Below are 18,986 nucleotides of genomic sequence, written 5' to 3' on the forward strand. Positions count from 1 at the left end.
CATGACCGGACCCGTGCTGAACGACCAGCGCCCCGAGGGGCACGTCGACACCCAGGACCGCGACGCGGCCCGCCGCGACGGCCGTCACCCGGGCGAGCTCACCCTGCGGGAGATGCTGCGCTGGGCCTGGCGCCAGCTGACCTCCATGCGCACCGCCCTGGTGCTGCTGCTCCTGCTGGCGCTCGCGGCCATCCCGGGCTCCCTGATCCCGCAGCAGGGCGTCGACTCGCTCAAGACCTCGCGCTGGCAGGACGCCCACCCGCAGCTGACGCCGGTCTACGAGAAGCTCGGTCTCTTCGCGGTCTACAGCTCGCCGTGGTTCTCGGCCATCTACATCCTGCTCATGGTCTCGCTGGTCGGCTGCATCGTGCCCCGCACGTTCGTCTACTGGCGCGGGCTGCGGGCCCGCCGCCGCCCGCCGCCCCCCGCAACCTGACCCGCATGCCCGACCACTCGTCGTACCGCACCGACGTCCCGGTCGACGACGTCCTGGCCGGTGCCCGGGCGCTGTTGCGCAAGCGGCGCTACCGCGTGGAGACCGCCGAGGATGCCGTCTCCGCCGAGCGCGGCTACCTGCGCGAGGCCGGCAACCTGCTCTTCCACCTCTCGGTGCTGGTCGTGCTGGTGGGCTTCGCCATCGGCGGCATGTTCGGCTACAAGGGTGGCGTCATCCTCGTGGTCGGCAACGGTTTCTCCAACAACCTGACGCAGTACGACGACTTCGTGCCCGGCAGCCTCTTCAAGGCCTCGAGCATGGAGCCGTTCTCGTTCGACATCAAGGACTTCTCGGTCGACTGGCTGACCTCCGGCCCCCGCGCCGGCATGGCGCGCGCCTTCGACGCCAGGCTCGCCTACCGCACCTCGCCGGGGGCGCCCGAGCAGCAGTACGACCTCAAGGTCAACCACCCGCTCACGGTCGGCAACACCGAGGTGTTCCTGATCGGCCACGGCTACGCCCCGGTCATCACCGTGCGCGACGGCAAGGGGAACGTGGTCTACAGCGGGCCGACGATCTTCCTGCCGACCGACCAGAGCTTCGCGTCCTTCGGCGTGGTGAAGGCCCCCGACGCCCAGCCGACCCAGATCGGGCTCGAGGGCGAGTTCTACCCGACCGTGGCGTTCTCGAAGCAGACGGGCAGCTACTACTCCGCCTTCGGCAACACCCTGGACCCGCTGGTCTCGATGCTCGTCTACACCGGGGACCTCGGCATGGACACCGGGACCTCGCAGTCGGTCTACGCCCTCGACAAGGCGAAGACCACGATGCTGACCAAGAAGAACGGCGCGCCGTACCGCATCGACCTGCGGCCGGGGCAGACGACCAAGCTCCCCAACGGCCTGGGCACGGTCAGCTTCGACGGGATCAAGCGCTGGACCAAGATCCAGATCAGCCAGACCCCGGGCAAGCGGATCGCCCTCGCTGGCGTGGTGCTCGCCCTGATCGGGCTGCTGGGGTCGCTGTTCATCCGGCCGCGGCGGGTGTGGGTTCGTGCTCGTCGGGAGGGTGGGGTCACACTGGTCGAGGTGGCGGCCCTGGATCGCTCTGGCGGTGGGGACGTCGCCACCGTGCTCGCGGAGATCGCGGCAGCCCTGCCGGGCGCGCCGACCAAGGACGCAGGAGAGGAACAGTCGTGACCGACGCCACGTGGGAGACCCTCAGCAACCAGGCCGTGGCCGCCTGCGGGATCGTCTACTTCCTGGCACTGCTGGCGCACCTGGTCGAGTGGAGCTCGCTGCGCAACGTGCCCGCGGACAACGCCCCGGCGAAGGCGCCGGCCCGCGCGACCTCGGCGTCGACCGCGACCACGACCGCGACCACGACCGGGGCCACGACCGGGGCCGATGGGGGCGCGGTGGCCGTCGCCACCGGCGGCACCGACGACACCGCGACCGGGGTCGACCCCGACCGGACCCGCCGGGTCGAGCTCTTCGGCCGGCTCGGCCTGATGCTCACCGTGATCGCGGTCGGCCTGCACTTCGTGGGGCTGCTGGGCCGGGGGATGGCCGCGGACCCCAACCGGGTGCCCTGGGGCAACATGTACGAGTTCACGCTGAGCGGCACCTTCATCGTGGCCCTGCTCTACCTGCTCCTGCACCGCCGCCTCGGCCTGGCCTGGATGGCCCCGATCGTCGTGGGCTTCGTGCTGGCGCTGCTGATGGTGGCCGTGCTGTGGCTCTACGACCCGGTCGCCCCGCTCACCGAGGCGCTCGACTCCTACTGGCTGGTCATCCACGTGATCTCGGCCGCCATCGCGACCGGCGCCTTCACCCTCGGTGGCATCTGCTCGGTGGTCTACCTGGTCAAGGAGCGCCACCCCGGCCCCACGACGGGTCCGCTGGCCCGGATCCCCGAGCCCGCGGCGCTGGACCGGATCTCCTACCGGATCCACTCCTTCGGCTTCCCGGTGTGGACCTTCGCGGTCCTGATCACCGGACCGATCTGGGCGCACCAGGCCTGGAGCAGCTACTGGAACTGGGACCCCAAGGAGGTCTGGGCCTTCATCACGTGGGTGGTCTACGCCGCCTACCTGCACGCCCGGTCGACCGCCGGCTGGAAGGGGCGCAACGCCGCCATCCTGGCCCTGGTGGGCATGGCGACGCTGTGGTTCAACTTCATCGGGATCAACTACTTCTCCTCGACCAGCCAGCACTCGTACGCCGGCGGCGCGCACCAAATCGGTGGCCCAGTCGAGGCCGGGGGCACCGCTCCGCGGATCCACTGAGCAGGTCGCCCCTCGAGGGCGCTGCCGACGGCGAGGCGCCCGTCAGGCCTCGGGGTCCTTGGGGTGCCTTCTCTTGCGGTCGAGGTCACGCAGGAAGTCGGGGTCGTCGTCCGGCCCGAAGGGGCGCGGCGGCTCGTCGTGCCTGGGCATGACACCGCGGCGCTGGATCACCCGCAGGGTCATGTAGACCGCGATCGCGATGAGGATCACGAGGAGCAGGAACTTCAGCACCCCTCCAATGTAGAAGGCATCTGGTCATTGCCTACCCTGAGGGGGTGAAGGAGTTCGTGGTCTACACCGCCTTGCGGATCTTGCTGTTCTTCGCCTCGCTGGCGATCGTGATCGGGGTGTGGATGCTGATCGCCAACTCGGTGCCCATCACCTGGGCTGTGGTGATCGCCTTCGTGATCAGCGGCCTGGCGTCGTACTTCCTCCTCAACCGGCAGCGAGCAGCCTTCGCGCAGCGGGTCCAGGTGCGCGCCGACCGGGCGCAGGCGCGCTTCGAGGAGATGAAGGCCCGCGAGGACGCCGACGACTCCTGACCTGCCCGTCGGGATGGGTCCATACTCCGTCGGGTGAGTCACGACGAGACCGCGCAGCGCTTCGACGTGGTCAGCGCGCTGGCCCGACAGCATCTCCCGGCGCCTGCAACCGACGACCTCCTGGCGACCCTGCGCCCCGCCCTGAGGCTGGTGCACGCCACCGGCGACCGGCCGGTCGTGGGGCACGCTCCCAGGAGGGTTCCGGCCGGGCAGGTGTCAGTGCTTGCGGCGGTTGAGCTGGCGCTCGACCCGCCCGCGGTCCTGGCCCAGCACCTTGGCCAGGATGGGCACCCGGAACTTGTAGAGCACCACGGCCACCACGACGATCAGCAGGATCCACAGGAACATGTCTCGAGCGTACGTCGGGACCCCCTGCGCGGCCCGCGCTCAGCCGGCGACGACGAGGGGAGCGGCCACCAGGGCCGCCCAGAGCAGCTCGGCGACACCGGTCTGCTGCAGCACCGGGATCAGCCCCGGCCCGGTCGCCCCGCCCTGCACGGTCCGCACCGCGCGACCCGCCACGGCGAGGAAGCCCAGGCCGATCAGGGCCCACCACGTCGTGGACGGCGACCGCGACCGCCACGACTGCGGCCGCGGCGGCCAGCACGAGCAGCAGGTAGAGCGCCCGGGTCCGACGGTCACCGAGCCGGACGGCGAGCGTGCGCTTGCCGGCCCCGACGTCGGTCGGGATGTCCCGCAGGTTGTTGGCCACGAGGATGGCGCACGCCAGGGCGCCGACGCCGACCGCGGCGTACAGGGCGGCCCACTCCCACGTCTGGGTCTGGACGTAGGTCGTGCCGATCACCGCGACCAGCCCGAAGAACACGAACACCATGACCTCGCCCAGACCGAGGTAGCCGTAGGGCTTCGAGCCCCCGGTGTAGTACCAGGCCGCCACCCCGCACAGCAGGCCGACCGCGACCAGCCACCAGGCCGTGGTGGCCGCCAGCACCAGCCCGGCGACGGCCGCGACGCCGAACGCCAGGAACGCCGCCCGCTTGACCGCGCCGGGCGTCGCTGCGCCGCTGCCGACCAGGCGCATCGGGCCGACCCGGTCGTCGTCGGTGCCGCGGATGCCGTCGGAGTAGTCGTTGGCGTAGTTCACCGCCACCTGGAGCGCCAGGCTCACGACGAGGGCGAGCAGCGCCTTCCACCACACGAAGCCGTTCGCGAAGGCGGCGACGCCGGTGCCGGCGAGGACAGGAGAGACGGCGGCCGGGAGGGTGCGCGGACGCGCGCCGGCGAGCCATTCGGCGGGGGTGGCCACCCGAGGATTCAAGCAGGCAGGTCCGCGGTGCCGCGCGAGTGGTCGGCCTGCAGGAAGCGCTCGGCCGCCCGGGCCGCCGGATGCATGCCGATCGCGGCCACCACGACGACGGCCCCGATGAGCAGCCAGCCCGGGGTGTCCCAGCTGATCGCGAGGAACGTGAAGGCCGCCGGCGCCCACACCTGGCCGGCCGTGCCGCCGAGCCGCGCCGCGCCCTGGTACTCCCCACGCCGTTCGGGGTCGGAGAGCTCGGAGATCAGGCCCCAGTGGCCCGCGGACTGGAAGAGCTCGGCCCCGGTCACCGTGACGTGGCCCAGCCAGACCAGGGCGATCGTCACCCAGCCGATCGTGTCGTGGGTGACGAGCACGATCAGGCAGGACAGCACGAAGAAGGCAGCGCTGATCCGCGGCCGCCCGCAGCGCGCCCGGCACCGTCCCCGCGCCGCGGGAGGCCGATACCTGGAGCAGCACCGCCAGCACCGTGTTGGTGCCGAAGAGCCAGGCGAGCAGGACCTGCGGGGCGTCGGTCTCCTGGACCAGCCACAGCGGGATGACGACGTTGAGCAGGACCTGGTTGGTGGCCAGCACGCCGTCGCAGAAGAAGAGCGCCAGGAAGCCACGGTTGCGCAGCGCGCCCGGCGTGAACAGCTGCGCGGGGCCGCCGTCACGTCGCCGCGCGTGGCTGAGGGCAGCCGGCTGATCAGCAGGGTGTTGAGCAGCAGGATCCCGGCCGCCGCCAAGGGGACGAGCCGGATCACCGTGTCGCTGTCGGTCGCGAGGGCCAGGCCGCCGAGCAGCGCGCCCAGGCTGAACCCGATGTTGAGCGCGCGAGCGCATTGAAGGCCAGCGACCGGATCCGCTCCTCACCGGTGAAGGCGTCGAGGGTGTAGGCGCCGCGACCCGCGCTGCCCGCGGTGTCGACCAGCTGGAGCACGACCATCATCGCGGCGAAGGCCACGAAGCCCGAGATCCACGGCCAGGCCAGGTAGAGCAGCGCCTGCGCGAGCGCACCCAGGGCCCACATCCGCTTGGGGCCGACCCGGTCCGCGACCTGCCGAGCGGCACCGCGAAGAAGAAGGACACCACCCCCGCGATGGTCAGGCCGAGGCCGACCTGCGCGGCGGAGAGGCCGACGATCCGGGTGAAGAACACCGCGCTGCCGGTGAGGAAGAAGCCCTCGCCCACCGCGAAGAGCACCGACTGCGAGGACAGCCGCCGCGCGAGTGGAGTCGGGGGAAGCATGCGCTGGAGCCGGGTCGCCGAGAGGGTGGGCACGGGACGGCATTCAACCAGCCGGTGCGAGGATGCGTCGCATGGATTTCCTGCGGCCGGTGGGCGGCCCGACGCCCGACGTCGTGGCCGCGCTCGAGGCGTGGCTGAGCGCTCCCGACGAGCCGCCTCCGGTCGTGGTCGAGACGTCCGGCTCCACCGGTCGGCCCAAGCGGGTGCTGCTCTCGCGCCGGGCGGTGCTGGCCTCGGTCACGGCGACGCAAAGGCGGCTGGGCGGCTCCGGTTGCTGGCTGCTGACGCTGCCGGCGTCGTACGTCGCAGGGCTGCAGGTGGCCTGCCGATCGCTGGTGGCCGGGCACTCGCCGGTGCTGTTCGAGGACCACACGTCCTTCGTGGCGGCGACGTCGGCGATGGGCGACGGGGACCGCTTCGTCTCGCTGGTGCCGACCCAGCTGCACCGGATGCTCGACCTGCCCGACGACGTCGCCGCGCTGCGGACCTTCCACACCGTCCTGCTCGGCGGGGGACCGGTGGGACGCCGCGTTGCGGGCGCGCGCCGCCGAGGCCGGGGTCAGCGTGGTGGCGACGTACGGCTCCTCGGAGACCGCGGGCGGCTGTGTCTACGACGGCTACGCCCTCGACGGGGTCGCGCTGGCGATCGGCCGCGGCGGCCGGATCCGGATCGGTGGTCCGACGCTCTTCGACGGCTACGAGGATGCCCGGAGCTGACCGCGTCGGTCCTGCAGACGGCTGGTTCCTGACCTCCGACGCGGGACGGCTCGACGAGGACGGCCGGCTGCACGTGCTCGGCCGGATCGACGACGTGGTGGTGAGCGGCGGGGTCAACGTGCCGACGCCCGCGGTGGCGGCACGGCTGCGCGAGCACCCGGGCGTGGCCGCGGCCGAGGTGCTCGGCGTCCCCGACGCGGAGTGGGCAACCGGGTGGTCGCCTTCGTGGTGGCGGCCGGTCCGGGTCCCTCGCTGTCGGAGCTCCGCGCCTGGGTGGGCGAGGCGCACCCGCGGTCGTGGGCGCCGCGGCAGCTGGTGGAGCTGACCGCGATTCCCCTGCTCGAGAACGGCAAGCCGGACCGGATGCGGCTGCGGGCGAGGTGCATGACCGCGGTCTGGTCGATCCCGATGCGGACCCGCTTCCGCGGCATCACCGTCCGCGAGGGCGTGCTGCTGCGCGGCACCCTGCCGTCGGGTGAGGTGGGCTGGGGCGAGTGGAGCCCGTTCCTGGAGTACGACGCCGCGGTCGCGGAGCCGTGGCTGCGCTGCGCGGAGGAGGCGGCAGCGGGTGACTGGCCCGCGCCGCTGCGGGACGGGTGCCCGTCAACGTCACCGTTCCCGCGGTCGGCCCCGAGCGGGCGCGCGAGATCGTGCTCGCCGGCGGGTGCACGACCGCCAAGGTCAAGGTCGCCGAGCCGGGCCAGACTCTGGCGACGACGAGGCGAGGAGGAGGCCGTGCGCGACGCACTCGGCCCGGCGGGCCGGGTCCGGGTCGACGCCAACGGCGGCTGGGAGGTCGACGAGGCGGTCGCGCGATCCGGCTGCTCGACCGTGCCGCGGCCGGCCTGGAGTACGTCGAGCAGCCCTGCGCGAGCGTCGAGGAGCTGGCCGCGGTCCGCCGAGCCGTCGACGTACCGATCGCCGCCGATGAGTCGATCCGCCGGGCGGCCGACCCCTACCGGTGCGCGACCTCGAGGCTGCCGACGTGGCCGTGCTCAAGGTGCAGCCGCTCGGCGGGGTGCGTGCCTGCCTGCGGATCGCCGAGGACATCGGGCTGCCGGTCGTGGTGTCGTCGGCGCTGGAGAGCTCGGTCGGGATCGCGGCGGGCGTGGCACTGGCCGCGGCGCTGCCCGAGTTGCCCTACGCCTGCGGCCTGGCCACCGTGCAGCTGCTCACCGCCGACGTCGTCACCCAGCCGCTGCTGCCGGTCGGGGGCGCCCTGCCGGTCGGCACCCCTGTCGTGGACGAGGCCGCGCTGGCCGAGCTCGTGGCCGCACCGAGCGGGTCGCCCACTGGGAGGCCCGGCTGGCCGAGGTGCGGGCGCTGCGGCGGGCCGTGCGGAGGATGGCGCCTCGTGACCACCCACCTTCGCCCGGGAGCTCCACCGAGCTCGCCCGCTCGGTCGTCTCGACGCTCCTCGACGCCGGCGCGTGACCGAGGTCGTGATCGCGCCGGGGTCCCGCACGCGCCGCTGTCCTTCGCTGTGTACGACGCCGCGGCGACCGGGCTGCTCCGGCTGCACACCCGCATCGACGAGCGCTCGGCCGGGTTCCTGGCGGTGGGCCTGGCTCGTGGTGGGGCCGTGCCCGCCGTCATGTGCACCTCCGGCACGGCGGTGGCCAACCTGCATCCCGCGATGGCCGAGGCGGCCCACGCCGGCCTGCCGCTGGTCGCGGTCACCGCCGACCGGCCGGCCCGGCTGCGGGGGACCAGCGCCAACCAGACGACCGACCAGGTCGGCATCTTCGGGCCGCTCGTGCAGACGATCGACCTCGCCGAAGCCGACGGGCTGGTGGTGGGCGTCGGTGACGGCCCGGTCCACGTGAACGTCCAGCTGGAGGAGCCGCTGGTGCCCGGTGACCGCTGGGTCCCGCCGGCCCCCGCCGCCAGGCAGGAGCGTCCGCCGTTCGCGCGGTTCCACGGCGGCGGTGCCGGCGATCCGTTGGGACGCGGGCCGGCGGACGGTCGTGGTGGCCGGTGACGACGCCGGTCCGCCCGCGCGGGTCCTGGCCGAGCAGGCGGGCTGGCCGCTGCTGGCCGAGCCGACCAGCGGCTCGCGCACGGGCGACCACGCCATCCGGTGCTACCGGCTGCTGCTCGACACCGACCTCGGCCGCTCGATCGAGCGGGTGGTGGTGCTCGGCCACCCGACGCTCTCACGGCCGGTGACCCGGCTGCTGGGTCGCGACGACGTCGAGGTGGTCGCGGCTCCGGCCAACGGCGCCTGGTCGCAGCGGCCGTTCCGGGTCGACGCGGAGCTCGCCTCCACCGAGGTCGAGGCGCCGGCCGACCCGGCCTGGCTCGCGGCCTGGAAGGCGGCGGACGCGTCGGTGGCCCGTCAGCTGGACGCCCTGCTCGCCGCCGAGCCCGAGCTCACCCCGCACGAGGTGGCGGGCGCCGTCGCCCGGGCGCTGCCGGCCGGGGGCCTGCTGGTGGTGGGCGCGTCCAGTCCGATCCGCGACCTCGACCTGATGGTGCCCCGCTACGAGGTGGGGGCCCGGCGCAAGACGGTCGCCAACCGTGGCCTGTCCGGCATCGACGGGGTCGTCTCGACGGCCGTCGGTGCGTCCCTCGCCCGCCGGAGCACCCGCAGCCTCGCGCTGATGGGCGACGTGACCTTCCTGCACGACGCGAACGGGCTCGTCCTCGGCCCGCGCGAGGCCCGCCCGGACCTGACGATCGTGGTCGTCAACGACGACGGCGGCTCGATCTTCACCATGCTCGAGCAGGGCGCGGAGGAGTACGCCGAGCGGTTCGACACGCTCTTCGGCACGCCGCACGGGGTCGACATCGGCAGCCTCTGCGCCGCCACCAGGACCCCGCACTGGAAGGTCGACTCGCTCGCGGAGCTCGAGCACGCGCTGGCCAGCCCCAACGGCGGCATCGAGGTCGTCGAGGCGGTCGTGCGCCGCGACAACCGGCGCGACCTCGACGTGCGCATCCGCGGGCTGCGGCCCTGACCGAGCAAGCCTGATCAAGACGGGGAGGCGTGGCAGCGTTGAGGATCGTCTCGTGACCACGTCAACCGACACCTTCGCGAGCTTCGTCGACCACCTCACCGAGGCGCTCGACGACCCCCGCATCACCGAGGCGTCGGGCGAGGAGTGGGCCGCCCGGCTGCACTTCTCGCGCTACCACTTCGACCGGATGATCAAGTCCGTCGCCGGCGAGCCGCCCAGCGCGCTTCGCCGCCGCATCCTGCTGGAGCGGGCGGCGTACCGCATGATCACCACCACGGCGCCGTTGATCGACATCGCCGTGGAGGCGGGCTACGGCTCGCACGAGGCGTTCACGCGGGCCTTCACCCGGGCGTACGGCGCACCGCCGGCGGCCTGGCGCCGCAAGCCCGGGCACATCCAGATCGAGGCGCCCAGCGACGTGCACTTCCATCCACCCGGCAGCCTCCGGCTGCCCGCACGAGACAAGGTGAGCTCCATGGACCTCCTGACCAAGATGGTCGAGCACCACATCTGGCTGACCGGCGAGATGGTGCGCCTGGCCGAACGCCTCACCGACGAGCAGCTCGACCAGCGGATCGAGCTCGACGTCGACGACGACACCCAGACCATCCGGTCGCTGCTCTCGCGGCTCATCGGCCAGATGGGGATGTGGAACGCCGCGGTCGCGACCCGCGACTACGACTGGTCGGTCGAGGAGCACGAGTCGCTGGCCTCCATGCGCCGGCGGCTCGCGACCGAGGGCCCGACGTACCTCTCCCACGTGCGTGAGGTGGTCGCCGGGGACCGTCTCGACGACACCTTCGTCGACGCGCTGTGCGAGCCCGCCGAGGTGTTCACCTACGGCGGGATGATCGCCCACGTCCTCACGTTCGCGGCGCACCGGCGGACGCTCGTGGTGCTGGCCCTCGGCCGGCACGGGATCGAGGAGCTCGGCTGGGGCGACCCGATGACGTGGGTGGCGCAGCCCGCCTGAGCCCCAGCCCGAGGCGAGACGCGGGGACGGTTTGGGGCCACTCCGACACAATGGGCCGGTGGAGATCGCCCTGTTCCTCGTCGGACTCGCGGTCGCCGTCCTCGCGTTCACGGCGCTGGCCGACCGGGTCGGCGTCCCCGCGCCGCTGCTGCTGATCGCGGTCGGGATCGGCGCGTCGTACCTCCCCGGCATGCCGGAGGTGCACCTGCGGCCCGAGGTGGTGCTGCTCGGGCTGCTCCCGCCGCTGCTCTACGCGACCGCGATCCAGAGCTCGCTGGTCGACTTCAACGCCAACCGGCGGGCCATCCTGCTGCTCTCGGTCGGGCTCGTCGTGTTCACCACCGTCGGCATCGGGGTGCTGGTGCACGCGATGCTGCCGGGGATCTCCTGGGGCTCGTCGCTGGCGATCGGCGCCGTGGTCGCGCCGCCGGACGCGGTCGCCGCGACCGCGATCGGCCGCCGGATCGGGCTGCCGCGTCGGGTCGTGACGATCCTCGAGGGCGAGTCGCTGCTCAACGACGCGACCGCACTGGTCGCGCTGCGGACCGCGATCGCCCTGATCGCCGTGGGCTCGCAGAACGTCGTGGCCTGGCGGGTGGGCGCCGACTTCGTGTGGGCGGCCGCCGGCGGCGTGCTGGTCGGCGTGGTGGTCTTCGTCGTGGTCGCGTGGATGCGCAAGCGGATCACCGAGCCGGTGCTCGACACGGGCATCTCCTACGTGATCCCGTTCTTCGCCTACCTCCTGGCCGAGGAGATCCGCGCCTCCGGCGTGCTCGCCGTCGTCATCGCGGGCCTGCTGCTCGGCCACAAGGCGCCGATCCTGCAGACGGCGCAGTCCCGCATCGCGGAGCGGATCAACTGGCGCACCATCGCCTTCGTCCTCGAGAACACCGTCTTCCTGCTCATCGGCCTCCAGGCGCAGTGGCTGTTCCAGGACGTGGGCGACAGCACCCTCTCCGCGGCCCGGATCGTCGCGGTCTGCGCCGCGACCCTGGTCGGTGTCGTGGTGCTGCGCATGGTGTGGGTGTTCGTCGCCCGCTATGCGCTCGTACGCCCCGGGCCGGACCCCCACGTCGGCTACAAGCCGCCGTGGACGTTCACGTTCGTGCTGGGCTGGGCCGGGATGCGGGGAGTGGTCACCCTGGCCGCGGCGTTCGTGATCCCGGAGGAGGCGGAGCACCGCGAGGTCCTGCTCCTCATCGCGTTCACGGTCGTGGCGGGCACGCTCTTCATCCAGGGTCTCTCCCTCGGCTGGGTCGCCCGGCGGCTCGGCGTACCGTCCCCGGACCCGATGGACGACGCTCTCGCGCGGGCCACGATCCTGCAGCAGGCGTCCAACGCCGGGTTCGCCGAGCTGGAGAAGCTGGAGTTCGAGGACCCGCACGGCGTGCGGGAGCTGCTCGACCAGCGCATCGACCAGCGCAACTTCGCGGCCTGGGAGCGGCTGGCCACCACGGCGGACGAGGAGTCCCCCAGCGAGCTCTACTCGCGGATGCGGCGGGCGATGATCGACGCCGAGCGCCGCCGGGTGCTGGAGATCCGGCTCTCCGGGACCGTCGCCTCGGAGGTGATCAGCGAGGTGCTCTCGATGCTCGACGTCGAGGAGTCGATGCTCGAGATCGCGCACCAGAACCATGAGGAGCTGCGGGCGGTCACCGCGAGACGGCGTCCTGCGGGAGAGGTCTGCGACGACCTGGAGAAGTACTCCGTGGCAGAGACGTCCGACGCCGGCGTCTGCCGGGAGTGCCTCGAGGAGGGCACCCGCTGGGTGGCCCTGCGCGAGTGCCTCGACTGCGGGCACCTCGCGTGCTGCGACTCCTCGCCGCGGCAGCACGCCACCGCACATTTCCGGGAGACCCAGCACCCCGTCATGCAGTCCGCCGAGCCCGGCGAGGACTGGCGCTGGTGCTACGTCCACCACCTCACCGCCTGACGGAAGTCCCGTCAGCCCATCTGGGCCTCGACCAGCCGGACGATCCCGCGGACCACCAGGAACAGTCCGGCCGCGGTGATCACGCCGGCGACGATCAGCCGGCCGTCGTGGTGGATCGCCTGTTGCAGGGCATCGAGCAGCCGGTGGGCCGTCCCCGGCGCCGTTGCCGCCAGCGCCACCGGAGCCCAGGCGGGCAGGGTGGCCAGCGCCACGAGGATGCCGGCTGCGACCACGGTGCCCCACGGCGGCACGCTCTCGGCGGCGATCTCCTTGGCAGCAGGGACGACCAGCGCGAGCGTGGTGACGTTGGTGGCCATGGAGAACAGGCCGAACGCGAACGCGGCCGGCGGTGTCAGGTGCGCCGGCGAGCGCCGGTGCTCCTGCTGGCGGGCCGGGTGCCACCGGGGCCACCGGGCCACCACGACGGCCAGTGCGATGAGCAGACCACCGATGACCAGGTCGATGGTCGCGTCCAGGCGTGGGGCCTGCGGCAGCGCGACCGAGCGCCCCACCAGCAGGACGGCACCGATCACCACCACGAGGACCGCCGCGGTGCCGGCCGCGTAGGCGAGCCCGGCGCGGGCACCGCGTGGCCCGGCCATCAGGACGGTCTGCTCGGTGAGCATGACCGGACTCACCGCCGCGGCCAGGCCCAGCGGCACCAGCACGACGAGGAGGTGCAGCACGCTCCGACCCTAGGGCTGGCGCCCCCGGTCAGGCCCCGGCGCGCACCATCCGCACGTGCAGGCCCTCGTCGTGCTCGTCGCGGGTGCCGTCGAGCCGGAAGCCCTGGCGCTCGTAGAAGCGGATCGCCCGGTCGTTGCCGTGCAGCACCCACAGGTACGCCGCGCGGTCGTCGATGGCCGCCTCGAGCAGGGCGTAGCCGACCCCGGCGCCCCAGCGGTCGGCCCGCACGTAGAGCGCCCACAGCTCGGTCTCGATGTCCACGTCGTTGTCACGGCCCGGTCCGGAGCTCACGAAGCCGACCAGCCCTTCCGGTCCCTCTGCGACCAGCGTGTTGTGGTTCTGCTCGAGGATCAGCCGCCACTTCTCGACCCGGGACGGGATGTCCGCGCGACGTTCGTCGAGGAAGTGCTGCGGCATCAGTCCCGTGTAGGCGTCGTCCCAGCAGTCGAGGTGCAGGTGCGTCAGGCGCTCGGCGTCCTCGGGCACGGGGCGACGGATGCGGATCTGGGCCGGGGCGCTCATGGCAGCATCGTACGAACCGCCAGGGCCGCGATGACGACCGCCGAGACCAGCCCGGTGACCAGGTGGCTGCGCCGTCCGGTCGCCACCCTCCCGAGCGCCGCGCCCCCACCTGCGAGGACCAGCTGCCACGACGCGGAGGCCAGGAAGGCGGCGGCCACGAAGACCGCCCCCTGCGCCGGTGACGCGACGAGGTGGCGGTTGCCGAGGACGACCGCGGCGAAGTAGACCACGGTCGTCGGGTTGACCGCGGTGATGCCGACGAAGACGGCGTACGCCCGGGCCGGGCGCAGCGGCGGGGTCGAGCGGACCCGGCCGCTGGTCGCCAGCGCGTGCGCGGCGGTCAGGGCCGCGATCACGAGCAGGACGAGCCCCGAGGCGAGGCGCAGCGGGGTGGCGACGGGAGCGAGCAGCGCCGACAGTGCCGCGCCGGCCACGACGGCAAGGGCCGCGTAGGCACCGTCCACGGTGGCGATGCCCAGTGCGCCCGCTGCGCCGACGCGGAACGACGTACGCGCGGCGAGCGTGACCAGGAATGCCCCGACCGCGCCGATCGGGATCGCGATCGCCCAGCCGGTGACGAGACCGGAGACGACCACCTCGAGCACGGGCCCGATTCTCGCGAGCCCCGGCGCCACCCGCCACGTGATTACGGTGGGGGCATGCAGATCACGAAGTTCGGCCACGCCTGCGTCCGGGTCGAGCACGACGGCAGGACCGTCGTTCTGGACCCCGGGATGTTCACCGACGTCGACGCCCTCGACGGGGCCGACGCGGTGCTGATCACCCACGAGCACCCCGACCACTACCTGCCGGACCACCTCCGCGCCACCGACGCGAGGATCTTCACGATCGAGGCGGTCGCCGCCCGGATCCGCGAGGACGCGCCCGACGTGGCCGAGCGGGTGACAGTCGTGGCGCCGGGGGAGTCCTTCGACCCGGGCATCCCCGCCCGCGCCGTGGGTGAGCTGCACGCAGTCATCCACCCGGAGATGCCGCGGGTCCACAACAGCGGCTACGTGCTGACCGCGGCCGGTCCCGACGGGTCGAGCGCGAAGGTGTTCCACCCCGGGGACGCGCTGACCGCGCCCGGTGAGCAGGTCGACGTCCTGCTCGTCCCCGTCTCCGCTCCGTGGATGCGGGCCTCCGAGGCGATCGAGTTCGCCCGCGCGGTGGGGGCGCCGCGCAACGTCGCGATCCACGACCGGGTCTACTCCGAGGCCGGACTGAAGATCGTGGACGGCCACATGAATGCCTTCCTGCCCAAGGCCGGGCAGGAGTACGTGCGGCTCGCCGACGGCCAGGACCTCTGACGTAGCGCCGTACGGCGCGGGGGTTGTCGGCCGGGTCTGTTGCTTGTCAGCCGTTGCACTGACCGACAGGCAAGGGTTTCCCCGGTCAGCCGGGGAAACCTGCGGCCACTACGGCGCCAGGGAGTCGCGGACCGGGACGAACTTGGCCTGCGACTCGGCGAGCTCGGCCTCGGGGTCGGAGTCGGCGACGATGCCGCACCCGGCGAACAGCCGGACGGTCGGGCCCTCGATCGAGGCGGAGCGCAGCGCGATGCCCCACTCGCCGTCGCCCCTGGCGTCCATCCAGCCGACGGGACCGGCGTAGCGGCCCCGGTCCATGCCCTCGATCTCGGAGATCAGGGCGGTGGCGACGGGGGTCGGAGTGCCGCCCACCGCCGCCGAGGGGTGCAGCGCCTCGGCCAGCTGGAGGGAGGAGACCGTGGCGGCGTCGTGCACCACGCCGGCCACGTCGGTGGCCAGGTGCATGACGTTGGGCAGGTGCAGGACGAACGGCGCCTCGGGCACGTTCATCGAGCTGCAGTGCGGGTCGAGGGCGTCGGCGACCGAGCGGACGGCGTACTCGTGCTCCTCGAGGTCCTTCGACGAGCGGGCCAGCGTCGCGGCCAGGGCCAGGTCGCGCTCGTCGTCGCCGGTGCGCCGGATCGTGCCGGCGAGCACGCGCGAGGTGACCAGGCCGCGCTCGCGACGCACGAGCATCTCGGGGGTGGCGCCGAACATGCCGTCGACGTGGAAGGTCCAGCACATCGGGTAGGACTCGGCGAGCCGGCGCAGTGGCCAGCGCACGTCCACCGGGGCGGTGGCGGTCGCGATCAGGTCGCGCGCGAGGACGACCTTCTCGAGGTCCCCGGCATTGATGCGGGCGACCGCGTCGGCGACGACCGTCATCCAGCGCTCCCCGTCGAGCGAGCCGTCGGTGAAGCTCACCTCGACCGGGCGGGGGGCGCGTCGGCGACCGAGAGCACGGGCGCCGCGATGCTGTCGCGCCCGATGGTGGTGAGCCAGGTCGTGTCGCCGCGACGGCCGATGACGACCTCGGGCACGACCAGAACGGAGTCGCCGGGCTCGTCGGCGAACGCGAAGGAGCCGAAGCTGACCAGGCCGGTGCCGGGCTCGTTGACCTCGTCGCGCACGACGGTCCGCTCGGTGGTCTCGGCCCACCACTTCACCGCGTCGGAGAAGCGGGTCGCGCCGCGGGTGCGCAGCTCCGCCGCGACGCCCCAGCCGATCAGCCCCTCACCCCGGCGCAGCCAGGTGACGGGCCGGTCGCCGGGCAGCAGCTCGACCAGCGCGGAGACCTCGTCGAGGTCGAGGCGGACGGTGCGGGCGACGAGGGTGCCGGCGGTCGCCGACTGCTCGTCGGGGGTCGCGCTGCTCGTCACGGGGGGCAGCCTACGCCCGAGACCCACGTCACTCCGGAGCCTGCCCCCGCGCGGGTCAGGACCAGTACACGACCACCGCGTCGCCCACCCGTACCTGGCCGAACAGCCACTGGAGCCCGGAGTAGTCGCGGACGTTCACGCAGCCGTGCGACGCGCCGGCGTACCCGCGGGCGGCGAAGTCCGAGGAGTAGTGCACCGCCTGGCCGCCGGAGAAGAACATCGAGAAGGGCATCTCCGAGCCGTAGAGGTGCGACACGTGGTCGGCGTCCATCGTGTAGACGTGGAAGAGGCCCTCGCGGGTCGGGCTGTACGACGCTCCGAACCGCACGTCCATGGTCTTGAGGACCTTGCCGTCCACGACCCAGCGCAGGGTCTGGCTGGTCTTGTCGATGCACAGCACCCGGCCGACCTTGCACCGGGCGTCGAGCGCGCCCGGCACGTTGCTGCCGGTCGAGGGGCTCTCGTTGTACATGGCGGCGTGAGTCGGGGCCGTGGTCATCGCCTGCAGCCGGTCGAGCGTGCGCTGGTCGACCTCGCCGGTGACCGGGATGCCGCGCTTGGCCTGGAAGCCGCGGACCGCCTCGGTGGTCGTGTCGTCGTAGCTGCCTGACACGTTGCCGAACAGCCACTGGATCGACACCAGGCGCGCCTGCAGGTCGCGGACCGCGACCCCGTCGTCGCCCGCCGCCAGGATCGCCGGCCCCGGGTGGAGCACGTTGAAGAGCTGGTCGTGGGTCGGCTGCTTCGTCATCGCGAGCAGCCGCTTCCAGGTGCGCTGGTCGACCACGCCCGTGGCCTTGATCCCGCGCTTGGCCTGGAAGCCGCTCACGGCCGCCCGGGTCGCGGGGTCGTAGCGACCGGTCGTGGTCTCCGGGAGCCAGGCCAGCTGGAACAGCCGCGCCTGGAGCTCGCGCACCTTGACCCCGGTGGCGCCGGGCTCGAGCACGTTCGCCGGGGTGGGCGGCTCGGTCGGCGTCGTGGCCGGGCTCGTGGGTGCCGTGCTCGTGGGTGCCGGCGTCGCCGGGGCCGTGGTGCCGGGCGCACCTGTCGGCTGCGGGGAGCTCGCGGCCGCCTCGGTCCGTCCCGTCCCCGGTCCGTCGCCGTGCCGTACGGCGTACCCCACGCCGTACGACGCCGCCGCGAGCAGGCCGATCGTGGCCACGGTCGTGGTGAGTACGCGCAGTGCTCTCATCGGTTCCTCCGGGCCCCTCGGCCGAATGATGAAGTTCCAGTGTCGACAAAGGGACGCCCGATCCGGGGATTTGGTTGCGTGGGAGCGTCGTCGTGACCAGTTCGTTGTAGTTCGGGTGCTGCGTGGTGGTCGGGGGCCGGGCCGTAGTCTCTGCGCGTGGCCCGTGCAGAACTCGACAAGCAGCCCTCCGACGTCCGTCGCATGTTCGACGCGGTCGCCCGGCGCTACGACGTCACCAACGACGTGCTCTCCCTGGGCCAGGACCGACGCTGGCGGCACGACGTCATCGAGGCGGTCGACCCGCGACCCGGCGAGCTGGTCCTCGACCTCGCCGCCGGCACCGGTACGTCGAGCCAGCCGTTCGCCGACCGCGGCGCCACCGTCGTGCCGTGCGACTTCTCGCTCGGGATGCTCCAGGTGGGCAAGCAGGCCAAGCCCCACCTGCCCTTCACCGCCGGGGACGGGACCCGGCTGCCGTTCGCGGACGCGACCTTCGACGCGGTGACGATCTCCTTCGGGCTGCGCAACATCGTGGACCCGCTGGCGGGTCTCGAGGAGCTCCGGCGCGTGACGAAGCCGGGCGGCCGTCTGGTCGTCTGCGAGTTCAGCCACCCGACCTGGGCGCCGCTCCGGACCGTCTACATCGAGTACCTCATGAAGGCGCTGCCGCCCATCGCCCGCGCGGTCTCCTCCGCCCCGGACGCCTACGTCTACCTCGCCGAGTCGATCCGCGCCTGGCCGGACCAGCGAGGCCTGGCCGACCTGATCGGCCGCGCCGGGTGGCAGGCGCCCGCCTGGCGCAACCTCTCCGGCGGCATCGTCGCCCTGCACCGCGCCACCCGCTGACCCGCCAACCCCTTCCGCCGAGTCGGCGCTGCTTGACGGTCAACGAGCGCCGACTCGGCGCTGCTTGACGGTCAACGAACGCCGACTCGGCGCTGCTTGAAGGTCAACGAGCGCCGACTCGGCGCGGTCCTCGGACCCGCCAATTAGGTAAGGCCTCCGTGCACTAAATCCCCACGCGGGGCAGGGTTCCGACACGACCCCACCCCGGGGTGCAGCCGTGTTGCCCTAGTGGCAGACTGTGTCCCGCGCCACTTAGTGATTCAGTTCACAAAGTCACAAACCGGCGGCGCGGGCCGGCCGGTCGGGCGCGGGACAGGAAGGAACGCGAGGCATGGAGCTGTACACGCCGGTGCTGGCGCTGGCTCTCCTCGCGGCGTTGTTCGCGGTCGGTTCCGTGATCATGAGCGCCGTCGTGGGACCCAAGCGCTACAACCGGGCCAAGCTCGACTCGTACGAGTGCGGCATCGAGCCCACCCCGCAGCCCGTGGGCGGCGGGCGCTTCCCGGTGAAGTACTACATCACCGCGATGCTCTTCATCGTCTTCGACATCGAGATCATCTTTCTCTACCCCTGGGCCGTCTACTTCGACTCCATGAAGTTCTTCGGCCTCGTCGAGATGGTCCTCTTCATCGCCACCGTCTTCGTCGCCTACGCCTACGTCTGGCGACGCGGCGGCCTGGAATGGGACTGAGG

24 protein-coding genes and 3 pseudogenes are annotated in these 18,986 nt (G+C 72.6%); 16 read left to right on the forward strand and 11 right to left on the reverse strand.

Annotated elements, in window-relative coordinates; translation table 11 throughout:
* Position 1 precedes the first annotated feature (1 nt).
* From H0S67_RS26390 to ccsB, 3 genes are read left to right on the forward strand one after another with little or no spacing between them, the layout of a single operon-like run.
* Positions 2–436, forward strand: a complete 435-nt coding sequence (locus H0S67_RS26390) for a cytochrome c biogenesis ResB family protein (RefSeq protein WP_281368946.1) — start codon at positions 2–4, stop codon at positions 434–436.
* On the forward strand, positions 433–1,635 hold the full coding sequence (gene resB / locus H0S67_RS03005; RefSeq protein ID WP_281369021.1) for a cytochrome c biogenesis protein ResB: 1,203 nt from the start codon (positions 433–435) through the stop codon (positions 1,633–1,635). The genes H0S67_RS26390 and resB overlap by 4 nt, the downstream gene beginning before the upstream one ends.
* A complete protein-coding gene (gene ccsB / locus H0S67_RS03010) occupies positions 1,632–2,723 on the forward strand; it encodes a c-type cytochrome biogenesis protein CcsB (protein WP_180935394.1) in 1,092 nt (363 codons plus the stop codon). Before resB ends, ccsB begins: the two co-directional genes overlap by 4 nt.
* A 42-nt stretch (positions 2,724–2,765) precedes the next feature.
* Here ccsB and H0S67_RS03015 read toward each other — a convergent pair whose 3' ends face one another.
* Positions 2,766–2,954, reverse strand: coding sequence for a hypothetical protein (locus tag H0S67_RS03015; RefSeq protein WP_180937068.1), 189 nt, complete (start codon positions 2,952–2,954; stop codon positions 2,766–2,768).
* Positions 2,955–2,998: 44 nt separating this feature from the next.
* On the opposite strand from H0S67_RS03015, the gene H0S67_RS03020 reads away from it, so the two are divergent.
* Positions 2,999–3,265 (forward strand): DUF4229 domain-containing protein, encoded by a 267-nt coding sequence (locus tag H0S67_RS03020; RefSeq protein ID WP_180935395.1) that lies wholly within the window; start codon positions 2,999–3,001, stop codon positions 3,263–3,265.
* A gap of 216 nt (positions 3,266–3,481) precedes the next feature.
* On the opposite strand, the gene H0S67_RS26395 is transcribed toward H0S67_RS03020, so the two are convergent.
* The 3 genes and pseudogenes from H0S67_RS26395 to H0S67_RS24280 form a co-directional block, all read right to left on the reverse strand.
* Complete coding sequence (locus tag H0S67_RS26395) at positions 3,482–3,613, reverse strand: hypothetical protein (RefSeq protein WP_281368947.1); 132 nt, start codon at positions 3,611–3,613, stop codon at positions 3,482–3,484.
* A 39-nt stretch (positions 3,614–3,652) separates the two neighbouring features.
* Positions 3,653–4,532: pseudogene (locus H0S67_RS03025) on the reverse strand (1,4-dihydroxy-2-naphthoate polyprenyltransferase).
* A gap of 8 nt (positions 4,533–4,540) precedes the next feature.
* Positions 4,541–4,900: a hypothetical protein gene (locus H0S67_RS24280; RefSeq protein ID WP_246355073.1), complete on the reverse strand. Its 360-nt coding sequence runs from the start codon at positions 4,898–4,900 to the stop codon at positions 4,541–4,543.
* On the opposite strand from H0S67_RS24280, the gene H0S67_RS24285 reads away from it, so the two are divergent.
* Positions 4,890–5,372, forward strand: coding sequence for a hypothetical protein (locus H0S67_RS24285; RefSeq protein ID WP_246355074.1), 483 nt, complete (start codon positions 4,890–4,892; stop codon positions 5,370–5,372). The genes H0S67_RS24280 and H0S67_RS24285 overlap by 11 nt on opposite strands.
* A gap of 99 nt (positions 5,373–5,471) precedes the next feature.
* Here the strand turns inward: H0S67_RS24285 and H0S67_RS24290 are convergent, their stop codons facing one another.
* Positions 5,472–5,807 (reverse strand): hypothetical protein, encoded by a 336-nt coding sequence (locus tag H0S67_RS24290; protein WP_246355075.1) that lies wholly within the window; start codon positions 5,805–5,807, stop codon positions 5,472–5,474.
* Positions 5,808–5,845: 38 nt separating this feature from the next.
* Here H0S67_RS24290 and H0S67_RS03035 point away from each other — a divergent pair, with 38 nt between their 5' ends.
* From H0S67_RS03035 to H0S67_RS03055, 8 genes and pseudogenes are all read left to right on the forward strand, one after another.
* A complete protein-coding gene (locus tag H0S67_RS03035; protein ID WP_246355076.1) occupies positions 5,846–6,523 on the forward strand; it encodes an AMP-binding protein in 678 nt (225 codons plus the stop codon).
* Complete coding sequence (locus H0S67_RS24295) at positions 6,478–6,816, forward strand: hypothetical protein (protein ID WP_246355077.1); 339 nt, start codon at positions 6,478–6,480, stop codon at positions 6,814–6,816. Before H0S67_RS03035 ends, H0S67_RS24295 begins: the two co-directional genes overlap by 46 nt.
* Positions 6,817–6,899: 83 nt before the next feature.
* Positions 6,900–6,995, forward strand: a pseudogene (locus H0S67_RS27170) (o-succinylbenzoate synthase); the annotation flags it as partial.
* Positions 6,996–7,141: 146 nt separating this feature from the next.
* Positions 7,142–7,384: pseudogene (locus tag H0S67_RS27175) on the forward strand (o-succinylbenzoate synthase); the annotation flags it as partial.
* A 68-nt stretch (positions 7,385–7,452) separates the two neighbouring features.
* On the forward strand, positions 7,453–8,472 hold the full coding sequence (locus tag H0S67_RS27180) for a thiamine pyrophosphate-binding protein (RefSeq protein WP_343050309.1): 1,020 nt from the start codon (positions 7,453–7,455) through the stop codon (positions 8,470–8,472).
* Positions 8,420–9,451: a thiamine pyrophosphate-dependent enzyme gene (locus H0S67_RS24305; RefSeq protein WP_246355079.1), complete on the forward strand. Its 1,032-nt coding sequence runs from the start codon at positions 8,420–8,422 to the stop codon at positions 9,449–9,451. Before H0S67_RS27180 ends, H0S67_RS24305 begins: the two co-directional genes overlap by 53 nt.
* Before the next feature lie 52 nt (positions 9,452–9,503).
* A complete protein-coding gene (locus H0S67_RS03050; RefSeq protein ID WP_180935396.1) occupies positions 9,504–10,424 on the forward strand; it encodes a helix-turn-helix domain-containing protein in 921 nt (306 codons plus the stop codon).
* Between the two features lie 58 nt (positions 10,425–10,482).
* Positions 10,483–12,357, forward strand: a complete 1,875-nt coding sequence (locus H0S67_RS03055) for a cation:proton antiporter domain-containing protein (RefSeq protein ID WP_180935397.1) — start codon at positions 10,483–10,485, stop codon at positions 12,355–12,357.
* Between the two features lie 11 nt (positions 12,358–12,368).
* On the opposite strand, the gene H0S67_RS03060 is transcribed toward H0S67_RS03055, so the two are convergent.
* Genes H0S67_RS03060 through H0S67_RS03070 form a run of 3 tightly spaced genes read right to left on the reverse strand, consistent with a single transcriptional unit; the run spans position 12,369 to position 14,171 of the window.
* Positions 12,369–13,043, reverse strand: coding sequence for a GAP family protein (locus H0S67_RS03060; protein WP_180935398.1), 675 nt, complete (start codon positions 13,041–13,043; stop codon positions 12,369–12,371).
* A 28-nt stretch (positions 13,044–13,071) separates the two neighbouring features.
* Positions 13,072–13,566 (reverse strand): GNAT family N-acetyltransferase, encoded by a 495-nt coding sequence (locus H0S67_RS03065; RefSeq protein ID WP_180935399.1) that lies wholly within the window; start codon positions 13,564–13,566, stop codon positions 13,072–13,074.
* Positions 13,563–14,171: a LysE family transporter gene (locus H0S67_RS03070; RefSeq protein WP_180935400.1), complete on the reverse strand. Its 609-nt coding sequence runs from the start codon at positions 14,169–14,171 to the stop codon at positions 13,563–13,565. Before H0S67_RS03070 ends, H0S67_RS03065 begins: the two co-directional genes overlap by 4 nt.
* Before the next feature lie 54 nt (positions 14,172–14,225).
* On the opposite strand from H0S67_RS03070, the gene H0S67_RS03075 reads away from it, so the two are divergent.
* Positions 14,226–14,876 (forward strand): MBL fold metallo-hydrolase, encoded by a 651-nt coding sequence (locus tag H0S67_RS03075; RefSeq protein ID WP_180935401.1) that lies wholly within the window; start codon positions 14,226–14,228, stop codon positions 14,874–14,876.
* A gap of 108 nt (positions 14,877–14,984) precedes the next feature.
* Here H0S67_RS03075 and H0S67_RS27185 read toward each other — a convergent pair whose 3' ends face one another.
* From H0S67_RS27185 to H0S67_RS23065, 3 genes are read right to left on the reverse strand one after another with little or no spacing between them, the layout of a single operon-like run.
* Positions 14,985–15,800 (reverse strand): isochorismate synthase, encoded by an 816-nt coding sequence (locus H0S67_RS27185; protein ID WP_343050310.1) that lies wholly within the window; start codon positions 15,798–15,800, stop codon positions 14,985–14,987.
* Entirely contained in the window at positions 15,797–16,255 is a 459-nt protein-coding gene (locus H0S67_RS27190; RefSeq protein ID WP_343050311.1) for a hypothetical protein, read from the reverse strand. The genes H0S67_RS27185 and H0S67_RS27190 overlap by 4 nt, the downstream gene beginning before the upstream one ends.
* A 55-nt stretch (positions 16,256–16,310) precedes the next feature.
* A complete protein-coding gene (locus H0S67_RS23065; RefSeq protein ID WP_219635448.1) occupies positions 16,311–17,447 on the reverse strand; it encodes a L,D-transpeptidase family protein in 1,137 nt (378 codons plus the stop codon).
* A 156-nt stretch (positions 17,448–17,603) separates the two neighbouring features.
* Here H0S67_RS23065 and H0S67_RS03095 point away from each other — a divergent pair, with 156 nt between their 5' ends.
* Positions 17,604–18,293, forward strand: coding sequence for a demethylmenaquinone methyltransferase (locus H0S67_RS03095; RefSeq protein ID WP_180935402.1), 690 nt, complete (start codon positions 17,604–17,606; stop codon positions 18,291–18,293).
* 331 nt (positions 18,294–18,624) lie between these two features.
* On the forward strand, positions 18,625–18,984 hold the full coding sequence (locus H0S67_RS03100) for an NADH-quinone oxidoreductase subunit A (RefSeq protein WP_180935403.1): 360 nt from the start codon (positions 18,625–18,627) through the stop codon (positions 18,982–18,984).
* Positions 18,985–18,986 lie beyond the last annotated feature (2 nt).

The sequence above is a fragment of the Nocardioides ungokensis genome, from assembly GCF_013466985.1.
Classification (GTDB): Bacteria; Actinomycetota; Actinomycetes; order Propionibacteriales; family Nocardioidaceae; genus Nocardioides; species Nocardioides ungokensis.